This is a genomic window from Nocardioides sp. NPDC057767 (assembly GCF_042798275.1).
In the GTDB taxonomy this organism is placed as follows: Bacteria; Actinomycetota; Actinomycetes; order Propionibacteriales; family Nocardioidaceae; genus Nocardioides.
Genome location: NZ_JBHVKJ010000044.1, coordinates 31,307 through 47,727, shown reverse-complemented (window position 1 = coordinate 47,727; position 16,421 = coordinate 31,307). Strand labels below are relative to the sequence as shown.

General features: G+C 71.6%; 13 protein-coding genes. 8 read left to right on the top strand and 5 right to left on the bottom strand.

Annotated features, from left to right (window positions below; all coding sequences use genetic code 11):
- Positions 1-167: 167 nt before the first annotated feature.
- A complete protein-coding gene (gene amiA / locus ACFVDI_RS21070; protein ID WP_246321463.1) occupies positions 168-266 on the bottom strand; it encodes a streptamidine family RiPP in 99 nt (32 codons plus the stop codon).
- A gap of 110 nt (positions 267-376) precedes the next feature.
- Between amiA and ACFVDI_RS21065 the strand changes: the two genes are divergently transcribed.
- The 5 genes from ACFVDI_RS21065 to ACFVDI_RS21045 are packed head-to-tail and all read left to right on the top strand — an operon-like array spanning position 377 to position 6,186.
- The gene (locus tag ACFVDI_RS21065; protein ID WP_378909590.1) at positions 377-1,579 is read left to right on the top strand and encodes a hypothetical protein; all 1,203 of its coding nucleotides are present in this window, start codon (positions 377-379) and stop codon (positions 1,577-1,579) included.
- Entirely contained in the window at positions 1,576-3,252 is a 1,677-nt protein-coding gene (locus ACFVDI_RS21060; protein ID WP_378909587.1) for a prolyl oligopeptidase family serine peptidase, read from the top strand. Before ACFVDI_RS21065 ends, ACFVDI_RS21060 begins: the two co-directional genes overlap by 4 nt.
- On the top strand, positions 3,252-4,388 hold the full coding sequence (locus ACFVDI_RS21055; protein ID WP_378909584.1) for a FecCD family ABC transporter permease: 1,137 nt from the start codon (positions 3,252-3,254) through the stop codon (positions 4,386-4,388). The genes ACFVDI_RS21060 and ACFVDI_RS21055 overlap by 1 nt, the downstream gene beginning before the upstream one ends.
- The gene (locus ACFVDI_RS21050) at positions 4,385-5,176 is read left to right on the top strand and encodes an ABC transporter ATP-binding protein (protein ID WP_378909579.1); all 792 of its coding nucleotides are present in this window, start codon (positions 4,385-4,387) and stop codon (positions 5,174-5,176) included. Before ACFVDI_RS21055 ends, ACFVDI_RS21050 begins: the two co-directional genes overlap by 4 nt.
- The gene (locus ACFVDI_RS21045) at positions 5,173-6,186 is read left to right on the top strand and encodes an ABC transporter substrate-binding protein (RefSeq protein ID WP_378909575.1); all 1,014 of its coding nucleotides are present in this window, start codon (positions 5,173-5,175) and stop codon (positions 6,184-6,186) included. The genes ACFVDI_RS21050 and ACFVDI_RS21045 overlap by 4 nt, the downstream gene beginning before the upstream one ends.
- 54 nt (positions 6,187-6,240) lie before the next feature.
- Here the strand turns inward: ACFVDI_RS21045 and ACFVDI_RS21040 are convergent, their stop codons facing one another.
- From ACFVDI_RS21040 to ACFVDI_RS21025, 4 genes are all read right to left on the bottom strand, one after another.
- Positions 6,241-7,983 (bottom strand): ABC transporter ATP-binding protein, encoded by a 1,743-nt coding sequence (locus ACFVDI_RS21040; RefSeq protein ID WP_378909572.1) that lies wholly within the window; start codon positions 7,981-7,983, stop codon positions 6,241-6,243.
- 76 nt (positions 7,984-8,059) lie between these two features.
- On the bottom strand, positions 8,060-9,760 hold the full coding sequence (locus tag ACFVDI_RS21035; RefSeq protein ID WP_378909564.1) for an ABC transporter ATP-binding protein: 1,701 nt from the start codon (positions 9,758-9,760) through the stop codon (positions 8,060-8,062).
- Positions 9,761-9,880: 120 nt separating this feature from the next.
- The gene (locus tag ACFVDI_RS21030) at positions 9,881-10,552 is read right to left on the bottom strand and encodes a potassium channel family protein (RefSeq protein WP_378909559.1); all 672 of its coding nucleotides are present in this window, start codon (positions 10,550-10,552) and stop codon (positions 9,881-9,883) included.
- Complete coding sequence (locus tag ACFVDI_RS21025) at positions 10,552-11,214, bottom strand: potassium channel family protein (protein ID WP_378909556.1); 663 nt, start codon at positions 11,212-11,214, stop codon at positions 10,552-10,554. Before ACFVDI_RS21025 ends, ACFVDI_RS21030 begins: the two co-directional genes overlap by 1 nt.
- Positions 11,215-11,335: 121 nt before the next feature.
- Between ACFVDI_RS21025 and ACFVDI_RS21020 the strand changes: the two genes are divergently transcribed.
- The 3 genes from ACFVDI_RS21020 (at position 11,336) to ACFVDI_RS21010 (ending at position 16,207) form a co-directional block, all read left to right on the top strand.
- Entirely contained in the window at positions 11,336-13,348 is a 2,013-nt protein-coding gene (locus tag ACFVDI_RS21020; RefSeq protein ID WP_378909553.1) for an APC family permease, read from the top strand.
- Positions 13,345-14,535 carry a class I SAM-dependent RNA methyltransferase gene (locus tag ACFVDI_RS21015; RefSeq protein WP_378909550.1) on the top strand — a complete coding sequence of 397 codons (1,191 nt, stop codon included), beginning with the start codon at positions 13,345-13,347 and terminating at the stop codon, positions 14,533-14,535. Before ACFVDI_RS21020 ends, ACFVDI_RS21015 begins: the two co-directional genes overlap by 4 nt.
- Before the next feature lie 448 nt (positions 14,536-14,983).
- On the top strand, positions 14,984-16,207 hold the full coding sequence (locus ACFVDI_RS21010; protein WP_378909548.1) for an IS256 family transposase: 1,224 nt from the start codon (positions 14,984-14,986) through the stop codon (positions 16,205-16,207).
- Positions 16,208-16,421 lie beyond the last annotated feature (214 nt).

Sequence of the window (16,421 nt, the reverse complement as noted above, 5' to 3'; positions counted from 1 at the left end):
GGGGGGTTGTGGCCCCCTGTGTTGTGTGGGTTACTGGGGGGCTGGGGGGGGCTGGGTGGTCGTGGGTGGGGGTGGGGCGGGGGGCGCCGGGCTCGTCAGCCCGGCGCCCCCGCGATCAGACGGTGGCCAGCTCGCCCGAACGGCACGTGGTGCTCACCCGTCTGCGATCAGTCGAAGGGGTTCTCGACCAGCGCGTTCGAGTGGGAGGCGGACAGGTGCGCCAGCTGCTCGGTGTCCTCGATCTCGCTCACGATGTCGTTGTTCATCGGTTTCTCCTCTGTCGGATCGTTTCGACCCGGCATCGCCGGGGCCCGCTGGTGCGGACAGCGGCAAAACGTATATGAGAATCATTCCCAATACCAGTAGTGTTCCGCCCATGAACCCCACACTGGTCCTCGCAGACCACCGCGCCGGCCGCTGGCGGACCTTCGATCCCGGCGCGTTGCCCGGCCCCTGGGCGAGCGCCACGCTGGCCGAGCACGCGGGCATCCTGACGCTCCCGGCGGGCGCCCCCGGGGGCGCCCGGGCGGTGTTCGCCGACGACGCCCTCGGCACGCTGGTGGTGCTCGACGGCGCAGGTCAGGCCCGCAGAGTGCCGATCGCGATCCCCGCCGAGCACCTCGCCTGCGACCCGACCGGTCGCTACGTCGTGGTCACCACCGGCCTCGGCGCCTCGTGGGAGCCGTGGAGCGATCTGGTCACGGTCGTCGACCTGGCCGATGCGAGCGGCACGACCGCGGTGCGGTCGCGGGTCCGCACCGGCGAGCCCGGCGTCGTGATCGTTCCGGATACCGGAACAGGCGAGCCCATGGTCGTGCTGCGGCACCGCGAGCCGGGCGAGGCTGAGGTGATCGCGCTGAGCGACCTGCTCCGGGCCGGCCCGCACTGCCCGGTCGTACGCGGCGAACGCCTGAAGCTGGCCGGAGACCTCGGCCACGGCGACGCAGCCGACCACCGGTCCGGCGTGGTCCACCTGTCCACCGAGGCAGGCATCGAGCGGCTCCGGGTCGCCGGAGGACGGCCCGAGCGTCTGGAGACCTGGCCGTGGCCGGTGCCGGGGCGCGCCTACTTCCTCCGTCTCGACCCGGCCGCGGGGATCGTCGCCGCGGTCCGTGGTGCCGACGCGGACGCGGCGCAGTGGCACACCTGGACGAACCACCTGGTGCGCTGGAGCCCGGACGGCTCCGCCGAGGTGACCCGGACCGGTGACGGTCTGGTGTTCCGGCCGGACGCGCTCGAGGGCACGCTCGCCTGGACGATCGTGCACCCCGACGGAGACCGGCTGGCGATGCTCGCCGACGGCCGGCTCAGCGAGGTCGAGCTGCCCCCGATGAGCGCCGCACCGCGGCCCGGGGTCGCGCCCTGGGACCCGGTCGGCGACAGGTCCGCGCAGCGACGCGCGCTCGCGCTGGTCTCGCGCGACCTGGCCGCGGTCACCCGCGGGGGCGACGGCCAGCTCCATCTCGTCCGTGGCTCGGGCATCGAGTCGACCCTGGAGCTGGGATCTGCTTTCGACGAGGGCGGCCACCTGGGCGTCATCAGGGCGCCCGAGGCACAGGTCGACGGGGTCGGCCGGTGACCCGCGCGAGCGTGCATGATGCGCTGCGTCGTGCCGAGCGGGTGGGGCGCCCGGGGCTGCCGCTGGGCCCGTTCCGGCTCTCGCGGCGCCCTGGTGACCTGCTGCCGGTCCTGGTGGACGAGGAGGGCGCGGTCGTGTTCGACCCGGATGCTCGGATCCAGGGCGCGGCACCGTCGCCGGACGGGCGCCTGATCGCCGTCGAGATCAGCGACGACGGCTCCGAGAACGGGCGCGTCGTCCTCGTGGACACGGCGTCCGAAGAGACGACCGAGGTCGACGGGGTGGCCGTCAGGCACGCGCGGATGGCCTGGGACGGCGAGGGCCTGGTCCTCGTCGACGCCGCGGGTCGCTGCCTGCGGGTCCGGCCCGGGGAGCCCGCCCGGACGCTGTTCGGCACCGCCGGCGAGCGCGCGACACCGATCGGCGTCGGCGACCGCGTGGTCGTCGCCCGGACCGGAGAGGAGCGGACCCTGCTCGTCGGCACCGACGGCGCGCAGGTCCTCGAGCTTCCCCTGGTCCGCAGCATCACCGCCGCCGGCGACACGGTGCTGGCGGTGACCGGCGAGGAGCTGGTGAGCCTCCGTCTGCCCGGTCGTGCACCTGCACGGTGCCGGCTCGAGACCCTGCCAGGAGTGCCGGTGCACGCCCAGGCCGTTCCCGGCGGCGGCCTGGTCCACCTGGTCCGGGGCGGCCACTCGGTCCTGATCCGCCTCACCGCCGATGGCGAGCTCCTCGTGCCGGTGGAGACCGTCGCGATCTCGCAGCAGCAGGAGGTGCGTACCGTCTCGGGGCTGGCCTGGGCTCAGGAGCGCGCCTGGGCGCGGATCGAGTCGCCGGCCGGGGCACCGCGGTTGATGCCGGTCGAGGAGGCCGCGCGCTCGACGGACCACGGCCCGCGGTCGCGGCTGACCACCGTGACCGCGGAGGACGGCGCCGAGATCGAGCTCGTCGTGACCGGAGAGCCAGGCGGCGCGACCCTCCTCGAGGTCTACGGGGGCTTCGGGGTGGTCGACCTGCCTCGCTTCGAGCCCTCGGTCGCCGCCTGGTGCGCGCTCGGCGGGCTGCACGTGACCGCCCGGCTGCGCGGTGGCGGCGGCGCCGGCACCGCGTGGCACATCGCCGGACAGGGCGCGGGCAAGGCACGTACGGTCGCCGACGCCGTCGCCGTCGCCCGTGAGCTGGTACGCCTCGGCCTGACCCGTCCGGAGCGGCTGGTGCTCGCCGGCGGCTCGCTCGGCGGGCTGGTCGCCGTCTCCGCGGCGCTCGCCGAGCCGGGCCTCGTCGCCGGGGTCGCCTGCACGGCCGCGCCGCTCGACCCGCACCGCATCAGCGAGCACCCCGCCGCGCGGCACTGGACCGAGGAGTTCGGCGACCCGGGCGACGCCGCGGTGCGGGCCGCGATGGACGACTACTCGCCGTTCGCGCGTGCCGACCGGTATCCGGGCCAGGAGTGGCCGCGCTTCCTGCTGACCACGTTCGCGGAGGACTCCCGGGTCGCCGCCGCGCCCACCGACCGCCTCGCCGAGGTGCTGACGGCGCGCGGCGCCGAGGTCGTACGCAGCCACCGCCCGCGGATGGGCCACGGCGGCAACCCCCTCGACTCCGTGCACGACTTCGCCGCCTCCGTCCTCGACTTCGCCCTCGACTCAGCTCACGAACCCACAGGAGTGTGATGACCCCCACCGATACCGCCTCGACCGCGGACGAGGCACCGCCGCAGCTGTGGCAACGGCCCTCCGGCCAGGTCCCCGCCGTCGTCGCTCGGCGCCGATGGCGCGCCCGGCTGCTGACCGTCGGCCTGGCGGCCGCCCTGGTGGTGGTCGTCGCGTTGTCCGCGTCCTCGGGCACCGTCGACCTGAGCGCCCTCGACGCCGCCCGGCTGGTCACCGGTCACCTGCTGCCCGGGATGCCGTGGATGAGCGACGGCACCTACACGGTGCTCCAGGACCAGGTGGTGTGGCAGTTCCGGCTGCCTCGTGCGCTCCTGGCCGCGCTGGCCGGCGCGGCACTGAGCCTGGCCGGGGTGTTCATCCAGGCCGTCGTACGCAACCCGCTGGCCGAGCCGGCGATCATCGGCGTCTCCTCGGGCGCGGGCGTCGGCGCGGTCTCCGTCGTGGTCCTGGGCGCGGCGGCGGTCGGCGCCTGGATCGGGACGGCGGCGTTCCTGGGCGCCGCGGTCGCGACCGCGGCGGTGTTCGCGGTGGCGTACAAGAACGGCAGCATCGCCCCGCAGCGGTTGGTGCTGACCGGGGTGGCGCTGGGTACCTTCTTCAGCGCGATCACGAGCTATCTGACGCTCACGACCGAGGCGCAGAACGTGTTCAGCGTGATGTTCTTCCTGCTGGGCTCCGTCTCCGCCGCCACGATGACCGACCTGGCCGGGCCGCTGGTGGCCCTCGTGGTCGCCCTCGTGGTCTCCCTCACCACCGGACGCGCCGTCAACGCGCTGCAGGTCGGCGACGAGACGGCCACCGCGCTGGGCGTCCGGGTCAACCGGCTGCGGGCGGTCCTGCTGCTCGCAGCCGCCCTGCTCACCGGCACCGTGGTCTCCGTCGCTGGCGGGATCGGCTTCGTCGGCCTCGTGGTCCCGCACATCGCCCGGGTGCTGGTCGGCTCCGACCATCGGCGCATCGTCCCGGTGGCGGTGCTCGGCGGTGCGCTGTTCCTGTGCGGCGCCGACCTGATCGCCCGGACGGTCTCGGCGCCCGCCGAGGTGCCGCTGGGCATCATCACCGCGCTGATCGGGGTGCCGTTCTTCCTGTGGCTGATGCGCGGCCGGGCCGCCGACGAGCAGGGGATGGCGCGATGAGGCTCGAGACGCTGGACCTCACCCTGAACCGGGGCAGCCGCGAGGTCGTCACCGCGGCCTCGGTCGCGGTCGAGCCGGGCGAGGTGCTCGGTCTGCTGGGGGCGAACGGCAGTGGCAAGTCGACGCTCCTGCGGGCCTGCTTCGGCGCCCTGCGTCCGGCCGCGGGCCACGTCCACCTCGACGGCACCGACGTGGCCACGATGAGCCGCCGCGACATCGCCCGCCGGGTCGCGGTGATGGCTCAGGAGCCGCCGGACGAGTTCGGGCTCACCGTCGCCGAGAGCGTGCTGCTGGGACGCACCCCGCACCGCGGCGTGCTCGGCCGTGACACTGCCGCGGACTGGCTGGTCGTGGACCGGGCGATGGCGCTGGCGGGCGTCTCCGTGCTCGCCGACCGGCCGGTGCACCGGCTCTCGGGCGGGGAGCGGCAGCGTACGTTGCTCGCCCGGGCGATCGCGCAGGAGGCCGAGCTCCTGCTGCTCGACGAGCCGACGAACCATCTCGACGTCTCCTACCGGTTCGAGCTGATGCACACCGTCGCCGAGCTCGGTATCACGACCGTGGTCGCCCTGCACGAGCTCGACCTCGCGCTGGCCTACTGCGACCGCGTCGCCGTGCTCGACCGCGGACGCGTCGTCGCGCTCGGCGAGCCCGCCGACATCCTCACGCCGGACCTGGTGCGTGAGGTCTTCGGTGTCGAGGCCAGCCGGATCACCGATCCGGAGGCCGGCACCCCACACCTGCTCCTGCGCGGGACGTCCGCGCGGGCCCGAGAGAGGAACACATGAACACCACCCCACTGCTGCGCACCGTCCCGGTCGCGGCGCTCATGCTCCTGGCGGCTACCGGATGCGGCGGCACCGGCGTCACGAACGACGCTGCGGCTGCCGGTGAGGCCGCCGAGGGCTACCCGGTGACCGTGGAGAACTGCGGACGCCAGGTCACGGTCGAGTCCGCACCCGAGCGGATCGTCGGGCTCAGCCCGGCCCAGACCGAGCTGCTCGTGCGCCTCGGGGTCGCCGACCGGCTCGTCGGGCAGGCGCAGACGGCCATGCACGAGCTCCCCGAGGACGTCGCCGCGAAGGCGAGCGAGGTGCCGGAGCTGAGCGCGGACTCGCCGCCGGCCCGTGAGCAGCTGCTCGACGTGCGGCCCGACGCCGTCGTCGCCCCGACCGAGTACGAGTTCACCGCCGAGCAGGGCTTCGCCACCATCGACCAGCTCACCGACGCCGGCGTCGCGACGTACGTCGCCGCCGGCGGCTGCCCCGAGCGCCGCGCGACGGGCGAGGTCACGGACCTGTTCACCGACCTGGAGGCGCTCGGCAGCATCCTCGGGGTGCCGGCCGCCGCCGACGAGCTGGTCGCCGAGACCCGTGCCGACCTCGAGGCCGTCGAGAAGGCCGTGGCGGACCGCCCGCGGCCCACCGTCGCGCAGCTCTACGTCGAGGGCAAGACGCTCTCCGCGATCGGCGCGGGGGTGGAGTACGACATGATCGAGCGCGCGGGCGGTGAGAACGTCTTCAGCCCGGACGAGACGCTCTTCGAGCAGTTCTTCTCCGCCGTCGTCTCCCCGGAGGAGATCGCCGCGCGCAACCCGGACGTCATCGTCTTCGCCGTGCGCGAGCAGGCCGAGGCCGAGCGGGTCGAGACGTACCTGCGCCAGACCTTCCCCGACGTCACCGCCGTCAAGGAGGACCGCTTCGTCGCCCTGCGCACCCCGGACACCTTCCCGGGCACGCTCGGCAACGTCGCCGCGGTGCGGACGATTGCGGAGGGCCTGCACCCCGACGCCTTCTGAGCCGGGTGGGCGCCGGCCACCGGGTCGTTCTCGGGTCGACCCGGCGGTCGGCGTCTACTCTTCGGCGAGAAGCCGCCAGCCCTCGGCCTGGGTACGCTCGCGCCAGAAGTCGAGGTAGCGTCCGCCGTGCGCCAGCAGCTCGGCGTGGGAGCCGCGCTCGACGATCCGGCCGCCGTCGAGGACCACGATCTGGTCGGCGGCGACCACGGTCTGGAGACGGTGGGCGATGACGATGACCGTACGGTCGGCCGAGAGCGCGGTGAGCGCCTCCTGGACCGCGGCCTCGTTCTCCGCGTCCAGGGCGGCGGTCGCCTCGTCGAGGAGCACGACGGGGGCGTCCTTCAGCAGCGCCCGGGCGATCGAGACCCGCTGCTTCTCACCACCCGAGAGCGTCGAGCCGGCCTCGCCGATGCGGGTCTGCCAGCCATGGGGGAGGCGCTCGACGATGTCGTCGACGCGGGCCAGCCGGGCGGCCTCCCGCAGCTCCTCCTCGGTGGCGTCGGGCCGCGACATCATCACGTTGTCGCGCAGGGTGCCCTCGAAGAGGTAGACGTCCTGGAAGACGATCGAGACGCGCCGCATCAGCGCCTCCGTCCCGAGATCGCGTACGTCCACCCCGCCCAGCATCACCGAGCCCGCCGTCACGTCGTGGAACCGGGCGACCAGCCGCAGCAGGGTGCTCTTCCCGGAACCCGAGGGCCCCACCACCGCCGTCAGCGAGCGCGGCGGCGCGGTGAGGGAGACGTCGTCGAGCACGCGGGCGGTGCCGTCGTAGGAGAAGGCGACCTCGCGCAGCTCGACGCCGCTGTCGGCCGGCTCGCCGGGCGTGGCCGGCTCGGGCAGTGGAGGGAGAGCGAGCACGTCGAGGACACGTCGCAACGAGCCCTCGGCGATCCGCAGCGCGCTGGAGAGCTCGCCGTAGTCGATCAGCGACTCCACGAACCGCACGGTGAGCACGAGCAGGCCGATGGCCGTGGTCGGCGCCAGCGTGCCGCCGAGGCTGAGGTGGACGGCCAGCGCGATCACCAGGGTGAGCAGCGCCTGGATGGAGAGCAGCTGGATCCCCAGGCCACCGAACCCGGTGACCAGCAGCCGTCGCGAGGCCCGCTTCTGCTCCTTCAGCGCCGCCTCGACCAGCTCGTTGCCGTGGACGGTGCGCCCGAAGACACGCAGCGCGGGCTGGTTGAGCGCGAACTCCACCACCCGGGCCGAGCCCTCCGCCATCGCGGCGTCGTAGGCCCCTTCGCCGCGGCCGACGATCACGGCCAGGAGCCGGGTGGTGGCCAGCACCGCGGCGACGCCGACGAGCAGCGCGAGCGCCAGGCGCCACTCCAGGAACGCCATCGCGACGACCACGGTGACCGGGCTGACGACGGCGGCGATCAAGGGCCGCAGCAGATGCCCCGGCACCGAGGCGATGTCGGTGGCGCCCTTGGAGGCCATCCGGGAGAGCTGCCCGGTGCGGTCCTGGTCGTACCACCCCAGCGGCAGCCGCACGGTGTGGTCGCCGAGGCGACTCAGGGTGATGTCGAGCAGGTCGCAGGCCAGGTCGTAGCCGTCCAGGTTGCCGACCGTCAGGGCCACGTGATGGGCCACGAAGAGCCCGGCCAGCACACCGAGCCAGGTGGTCGCGGCGTCCCAGTCCTGACGCAGCGCGGCGTCCAGGACCGGCACGACGCAGGCGAAGGCCAGGCCCTGGAGCACTCCCGTGGCGACGAACATCGCGACCACCCGGGCGAGCTGGCGCCGGTGCGGGCGGTCCACGAGAGCGGCGAGCAGACGGACGATGGCGATCACGCCGCCGCCTCCGTAGCGCAGGCGCGAGAGTACGGAAGCGGCGGCCTGATGCCCGCTGTCGCTCGCTGTCGCTCGCTCATGCCGACTCCTCCCGCGTCCAGCCGTCGGCCGGGTGGGCGCGCTGGTCCGCGGCCCAGAGCCGGGCGTAGCGCCCGCCCCGGGCCAGCAGCTCGTCGTGGGTGCCGAGCTCCGCGATCCGGCCCTCGTCGAGGACGACGATCTGGTCGGCCGCGGTGACCGTGGAGAGGCGGTGGGCAATCACCAGCAGCGTACGTCCGGCGACGAGGCGGGACAGCGCCCGCTGGACGAGCGCCTCCGACTCGGGGTCCGCCGCCGCGGTGGCCTCGTCGAGCACCAGGATCGGGGTGTCGGAGAGGAGCGCTCGGGCGATCGCGACCCGCTGCCGCTCGCCGCCGGAGAGCTGGCCGTCCTCGCCGACGACCGAGTCGTAGCCTCGCGGGAGCTCGTCGATGCGATCGGCGATCTGTGCCGCCTCGGCCGCGCGGCGTACGTCCTGCTCGGGCGCCTCCGGGTGGGCGAGCCGGATGTTGTCCCGGATCGAGGTACGCAGCAGCCCGGTGTCCTGGAAGACGAAGGAGACCTGCTCGTAGAGCTGAGCGCTGGTCATCTCCCGCAGGTCGATCCCGGCGATGGTGACCCGGCCCGTGGTGGGGTCGGCGAAGCGGGGCAGCAGCTTGGCCAGCGTCGACTTGCCCGACCCGGAGTGACCCACGAGCGCGGTCACCGTGCCGGGCTCGAGCACGAGGTCGATGTCGTGGAGGACCGACGGTGCGTCGGGAGAGTAGGCGAAGGAGACGTCGTGGAGCTCGACGCGGGCCGAGGCCGGGGCCGGCGCCGGCGCGGCCGGCTCGGGGAGCTCCGGCTCGGCCAGCAGCCGCTGGATCCGCCGGGCCGCCTCGGTCGCCTCGCGCAGCTCGCGGGCGGCGTAGCCGGCGACGGTGACGGGTGCTGTCATCGCCAGTCCGAGGACGAGGAACGGCACCAGGTCAGGCCCGGTGATCCAGGAGGCCCGAAGCATCCAGACGCCGCCTCCGAGCACCAGGACCAGGGTCAGCGCCGGCGTCAGCGCGAGCTCCATGAGCAGCATCCCGAACGCGGAGTGGCGCATCCAGGCCCGGTTGAACCCGCCGAAGCGGGTCGCGACCTCGGACAGCCGCCGGTGCGCCTGTCCGGTGGCGCCGAACGTCTTGATCTCGGCGATCCCGCCGGTGTTCTCGACCGTCGCCGCGGCCAGCTCGGCCAGGCCGGCGTCGTAGTCGCGGTAGAGCGCTCCCGCACCCCGCATCGAGATCCGGAACCCGACCAGTCCGAGCGCGAGCGGGACGAGCGTCACCAGTGCGAGCGGCGGGGAGACCACGAAGAGGTAGACGGCGACGACCGCGGGCAGCGTGATCGCCGCGGTGAGCTCCATGACCGAGTGGGCCACCAGATGATGCAGCGCCGCGACGTCGTCCTGCACCGCCTTCTTCACCGTGCCGGAGTTGCGCTCGGTGAACCAGGCCAGCGGCACCCGGCCCAGGCGGGCGACCAGCAGCCGGCGCAGATGGATGGAGAGGTCGAGGTCGGCCACGTGGGAGAGCCACGAGGAGCCGAGCACCGTCGCCAGGCGCACCAGCAGCGCCGCCACGCTGCCCCAGACCACGACCCAGGCACGGGCCCCGTCGACGGGCGACCCGGAAGCCGCCGGCAGCAGGATCCGGGCGAGCTCGACGATCCCGATCAGCGGTACCAGCCCGGCGACGGTCGAGACGACCATCAGCAGCAGGCTGGCGACCAGCCTTACCCGGACAGGACGAAGCGTCCGGAGGAGGGGGGAAGCGGGCAAATCAGGGGTCCTGCCGAGATCGAGGGTCTGCTGCGTACGAGAGCTGCGGCGTCAGCCGCCGTGACCGGTGGGGGCGAGGAGCCGCTCGAGCTCGTCCTCCTTCTCGGTGGGCACGACGAAGAGGAGCTCGTCGCCCTGCTCGAGAGGCTGCTCGGGCGTGGGTACGTAGACCTGGCCGTCACGCAGGAGCGTGACCAGCGCGCAGTTCTCCGGGAACGGCACCAGGCCGGTGGCCTTGCCGACATAGGGCGAGTCGGCGGGCAGGGTGATCTCGACCAGGTTGGCCTGGCCCTGCCGGAAGGTGAACAGGCGCACCAGGTCACCGACGGTGACGGCCTCCTCGACCAGCGCGGACATGATCCGCGGGGTGGAGACGTTGACGTCGACGCCCCAGGCCTCGGTGAAGAGCCACTCGTTGTTGGGGTGGTTGACCCGGCCGACGGTGCGCGGCACCCCGAACTCGGTCTTGGCCAGCAGCGAGCAGACCAGGTTGGCCTTGTCGTCGCCGGTCGCGGCGATGACCACGTCGCAGTTGTCGAGCCGGGCCTCCTCGAGCGAGGAGAGCTCGCACGCGTCGGCGAGCAGCCACTCCGCGTCGGCCACCCGCTCGGGCTTGATCGAGCCCGGGTTCTTGTCGATGAGGAGCACCTCGTGGCCGTTGGCGATCAGCTCGCTGGCGATGGACCGGCCGACAGCCCCGGCCCCGGCGATTGCGACGCGCATCAGTCTTCCTCGGGCCCGTTCTTGATCGTCTTGTACGCCTGCGCCGTGTTCTCCTCGCGCATCACGATGTGGAGCACGTCGCCTTCCTGGATCACGCTCTCGCGGACCGGGATGATCCCTTCGCCGAGCCGGTCGATCCAGGCGATCCGGCTGCCGGACTGGCGCTGGAACTTGATGGTCCGCTCGCCGACCCAGGGCTCAGGCATGATGACCTGGTCGATGCGGATGTTGCCCGACATGTCGCGGAAGTCGGGCTCGGCGCCGGCCGGGAGCAGCCGGCGGAGCACCTGGTCGGCGGTCCACTTCACCGTCGCCACGGTGCTGATCCCGAGGCGCTGGTAGACCTCGGCGCGGCCCGGGTCGTAGATGCGGGCCACGACCTGCTGGATGCCGAACTCCTCGCGGGCCACCCGGGCGGAGATGATGTTGGAGTTGTCACCGCTGGAGACCGCGGCGAACGCCTCGGCCCGCTTGATGCCGGCCTTGAGCAGGACCTCCCGGTCGAAGCCCATCCCGGAGACCTTGTCGCCGTTGAACCCCGGCCCGAGCCGCCGGAACGCGTCCGAGTTCTGGTCGATGACCGAGACCGTGTGGTTACGGTCCTCGAGGCTCCTGGCCAGGGTCGAGCCGACGCGGCCACAGCCCATGATCACTACATGCACCGTGTCATGATTGCACTCGCCCGCCTTGCGCGTCGCCTACGCCCTCGAAGTTGGCGTGTTCGGCACCCGGAGGCGGTCCGAAAGCGCACGGAAGCAGTCATGTGCCGTAGCGTCTGCGGTTGTGGGTGTTGGTGATGTATCGAAACGGCTGCTCATCGGCCGTAAGCTCCGGAGCTCGCAGCTGGGCGAGACACTGCTGCCGAAGCGCATCGCGCTACCGGTGTTCGCCAGCGACCCGTTGTCGTCGGTGGCCTACTCGCCCGACGAGATCTTCCTGACCCTCGCGCTGGCGGGCGTAACCGCCTACACGTTCTCCTGGAAGATCGCGATCATCGTCGGGTTCGTGATGCTGGCGGTGGTGCTGTCCTACCGGCAGAACGTGCAGGCCTACCAGAGTGGTGGGGGAGACTTCGAGGTGGCCGGTGCCAACCTCGGGGCGAAACCGGCCCTGACGGTCGCGAGTGCGCTGCTGGTCGACTACGTGCTGACGGTCGCGGTGTCGATCTCCTCGGCGGCCCAGTACCTGGCGACCACCGTCGATCTGGCCCGTGGCCATGAGGTCCTGATCGCGACGCTGGCGGTCCTCTTTCTGGCCGCGATGAATCTGCGTGGCGTGCGCGAGTCCGGAACAGCTTTCGCCATCCCGACCTACATCTTCATCTTCTCCATGCTCGGCATGGTGGCCTGGGGCCTCGGGCAGCACTTCCTCGGCGGCGGCCTGGGCAGGGCGGAGAGCGCAGACCTCCAGGTGGTCGCCGAGCCCGAGTTCGCCGACGGGTTCGCGGGGGTGGCCGCGGCCTTCCTGCTGTTGAGGGCGTTCGCCTCGGGATGTGCGACCCTCACGGGAGTCGAGGCGATCGCCAACGGCGTACCCGCCTTCCGCAAGCCCAAGGGCAAGAACGCGGCCACCACGCTCGCGCTCCTCGGTGCGATCGCGATCACCCTGGCGATGTCGATCGTGGCGCTGGCGAACATCATCCACGCCCAGGTGGTCGAGGACCCCGCGCACCAGCTGCGCGGCCCCAACGGCGAACAGCTGGTGGACTACCACCAGGCGCCGCTGGTCGGCCAGATCGCCCATGTGGTGTTCGAGGGCTTCCCACCCGGGTTCTTCCTGATCACCCTGTCCACCGGCCTGATCCTGCTGCTGGCGGCCAACACCGCGTTCAACGGCTTCCCGGTCCTTGCCTCGATCCTGGCCAAGGATGGCTACGCCCCGCGGGCCTTCGCGGCTCGCGGCGACCGGCTCGCCTACAGCAACGGGATCGTGATCCTGGCGGGCTTCTCGATCCTGCTGATCGTGGCGTTCAACGCCGAGGTGACCCGCCTGATCCAGCTCTACATTGTCGGTGTCTTCGTGGCCTTCACGATCGGCCAGACCGGCATGGTGCGGCACTGGACCCGGCTTCTCCGCGATGAGCGGGACCCGGTCGTCCGGGCGAAGATGCAGACCAGCCGGCTCATCAACGCCTTCGGTCTCTCGGTGACCGGTGTCGTGCTGGTTGTCGTGCTGATCACCAAGTTCACCCACGGCGCGTGGATCTCGATCGTGGCGATGGCGATCGCCTTCCTGCTCATGACCGGTATCCGCCGTCACTACGACAACGTCGCCCTCGAGCTCGCGGCTGACGAGCGTGACCGCGTGCTACCCACTCGTGTCCACGCGATCGTCCTGGTCTCCAAGCTCCACAAGCCGACCCTGCGGGCGCTGGCCTTCGCGCAGGCGAGCCGCCCCAACGTGCTCGAGGCGGTGACGGTCTCGACCACCGACTCCGACACCGCCGAGCTGCTCAAGCAGTGGGACGAGCGCAACCTGCCGATGCCGCTGAAGGTGCTGCACTCTCCCTACCGCGAGCTGATCCGCCCGGTCGTGGAGTACGCCTCGGCGATCCGTGACGCCAACCCGCGTGGTGTCGTGGCCGTCTACATCCCCGAGTACGTCGTGGGCCGCTGGTGGGAGCAGTTCCTGCACAACCAGACCGCGCTGCGGCTCAAGGGCCGGCTGCTGTTCACCCCGGGCGTCATGGTCATCTCGGTGCCCTACCAGCTCGCCTCTGGCAAGGAGCGCGCCGAGGAGATGCGCGAGGAATACTGGCTGGCTCCGGGTCTGCGCCGCGGAAGCGGCCGGCGATGAGCCGGTCCCAGGCACGCCGCGGAAGGCGGCCCCGCCCGAAGGCGTCCAAGGGCGAGTCGTACGTCGGCCGCCGGTTCGAGGTCGAGGTCGGCCCGGTCGCCCACGGTGGTCACTTCGTCGCCCGGGTGCCGGTCGACGACACGTCCCGCGTCGTCTTCGTACGCCACGCTCTGCCCGGCGAGCAGGTCGTCGTCGAGATCACCGAGGGAACCGCCGGGGACCGGTTCTGGCGCGGCGACGCGGTCTCGGTGCTCTCGGCCGCCGCGGAACGGGTGGTTCCGCCCTGCCCGTACGCCGGCCCCGGGCTCTGCGGCGGCTGCGACTTCCAGCACGTCTCGCTGTCCGCGCAGCGCGACCTGAAGGCGACGGTGCTGCGCGAGCAGCTGGTCCGGCTGGGCGGCCTCTCCGCCGAGGACCCCCTGGTCGCCGGGCTTGTCGTCGAGGCGGTTCCCGGAGACGTGGACGGGCTGCGGTGGCGCACTCGTCAGCGCTACGCGACCGCCCCAGGCGGCGGCCGCGGGATGCGGCGCTACCGCTCCCATGACGTGATCGCGATCGACGACTGCCTGATCGCCGCCGAGGACGCCCGCGAGGCGGGTGCCGGGACTGTCGTGGAGAAGGTCGAGATCGGGGGAGCGAAGCACTCCTTCGAGGTCGCCTCCGACGGCTTCTGGCAGGTCCACCCGGGTGCGCCGACGGCCTTGGTCTCGGCGGTGCTGTCCGCGTTGGAACCGTCACCGGGCCAGAGCGTCCTGGACCTCTACGCCGGCGTCGGGCTCTTCTCCGCCTTCCTCGCCGACGAGGTCGGTCCGTCCGGTCGGGTCGTCGCCGTCGAGGGCGACCAGACCGCCTCCGCGCTCTCGGTCGGCAACGTACCCTCGGCCGAGGTCACCGCGGGCGACGTCGCCACCGTTCTGGCCGGCCTGGCGGAGGGTCCCTTCGACCTCGTCGTCCTCGACCCGCCGCGCGAGGGCGCGCGCCGGGCTGTCGTCGACGCCGTCGCCGCGCGTTCGCCGCAGAAGGTCGCCTACGTCGCCTGCGACCCCGCCGCGCTGGCTCGCGACGTCGCGATCTTCGCCGAGCACGGCTACCGGCTGCGCACGCTGCGCGCCTTCGACCTGTTCCCGATGACGCATCACATCGAATGCGTCGCATTGCTGACGAAAACGGGCTCTGAACAGCAGTGATGCGATTCGGGATTTCGCGGTCAATCTCCGAGGACATGCCTTAAGGCTCACTTTGGGCTCGGTTTCCGCAAAGCGAGCCCGGCTCAGGCGCCGGGGAACCCCGCGCGCGTCAGCAGCCCCGACAAGTACGGGAGCGCGCAGAACATCCCCGTTGACGAACGAGGAGCGCGTCCATGGGATCGGTCGGGGAGCCGTTCGTGGTCCCCGGGGCCTCTCAGAGCCCGACCGCTGGGCCGCCGCTTGTCTCGGAGCCGGGTGCGAGGCGCTCGGTCGCTGCCCGGTAGTGGGTCTGTCAGGAATTCTGTGTAACCGGCTCGGCGTGATGCCACGGATCTGGTCCGTGGTGGAAGGAACATCACGTCATGAACGACATGGACGATCACGGTCCGCGTGAGCGGGCAGGAGGACCGGCCGGGCGGTCGGTGGTGCCGGCCGTTGCGGGCCGGACATGGCCACCCTGGCTGAGCAGCTGGTGGCTTCTGCCTCGGAGCGTGGGATCGAGCTGACCGGCGAGGATGGCTTGTTGACCGCGCTGACCAAGCAGGTGCTGCAGTCGGCGTTGCAGGCCGAGATGGATCACCACCTCGGCTACGGCAAGCACGAGATCACCGGCCGCGGTACCGGGAACTCACGCAACGGGACGAGCCCGAAGACGGTGACCACCGAGATCGGTCAGATCGAGCTCGATGTGCCGCGGGACCGGGCCGGTACGTTCGAGCCGCAGATCGTGCCCAAGCGCAAGCGCCGGCTGACCGGGTTCGACGACGCGGTCATCAGCCTGTACGCGAAAGGGATGACCACCGGCGACATCGTCGAGCACCTCGAGGAGGTCTACGACACCACCATCAGCCGCGACCTGGTCTCTACGGTGACCGAGAAGGTCACCAAGCAGATGCAGGAATGGCAGTCGCGACCGCTGGACCCGGTCTACCCGGTGGTCCTGATCGACGCGCTGTTCCTCAAGGTCCGCGACGGATCGGTAGGCAACCGGCCGGTCTACGTCGCCATGGGCGTCAACCTCGAGGGGGTCCGGGATGTGCTCGGGATGTGGATCGGACCGACCGGCGGCGAGGGTTCCAAGCAGTGGGCCACCATGCTGTCCGATCTGAAGAACCGGGGCGTGGCCGACGTCTGCATCGTGTGCTGCGACGGACTCAAAGGGCTGCCGGACTCGATCCGCGCGATCTGGCCCGAAGCAACGGTGCAGACCTGCGTGGTCCACCTGGTCCGCAACAGCCTGAGGCTCTCGTCGCGTAAGGACTGGCAGAAGGTCACCACCGGACTGCGGCGGATCTACACCGCGCCCACCGTCACCGCCGCGGAGGCCGAGTTCGCCGACTTCACCGAACGCTGGGAAGAGCGCTACCCCGCGATGATCGCGACCTGGCGCAACGCCTGGGACGAGTTCGCCCCGTTCCTGGAGTTCCCGCCCGAGGTCCGCAAGCTGATCTACACCACCAACGCGATCGAGTCCCTCAACGCCCGATTCCGGGTCGCGACCAAACGACGTGGACACTTCCCCGACGAACAGTCGGCCATGAAGGTCCTCTACCTCGCGATCCGACACCGCGAGAAGAACAAGGGCAACAACCCGACCGGTCGAGTCAATGGCTGGCAGCCCATCCTCAACGTACTATCGATGACCTACGGCGACCGCCTAGGACTCAACTGAGCCGATGACCGTTTACACAAAAAATCGGACAGACCCAACAGCTCGAGGGTGTCGCCGCCAAGGTCAAGGCGCCGCAGAAACTCGGTAGCGACTGAGATGCGTTGCTCGTCGGTCATCGTGCTTGTCGTAAGCGAGCTCTTGCATCCTGTCGCTCGCTGCGTGCCGATAGCGCATCGCGGCACCCGGAGTCGAGTGGCCGGCGAGCGCCATAAGC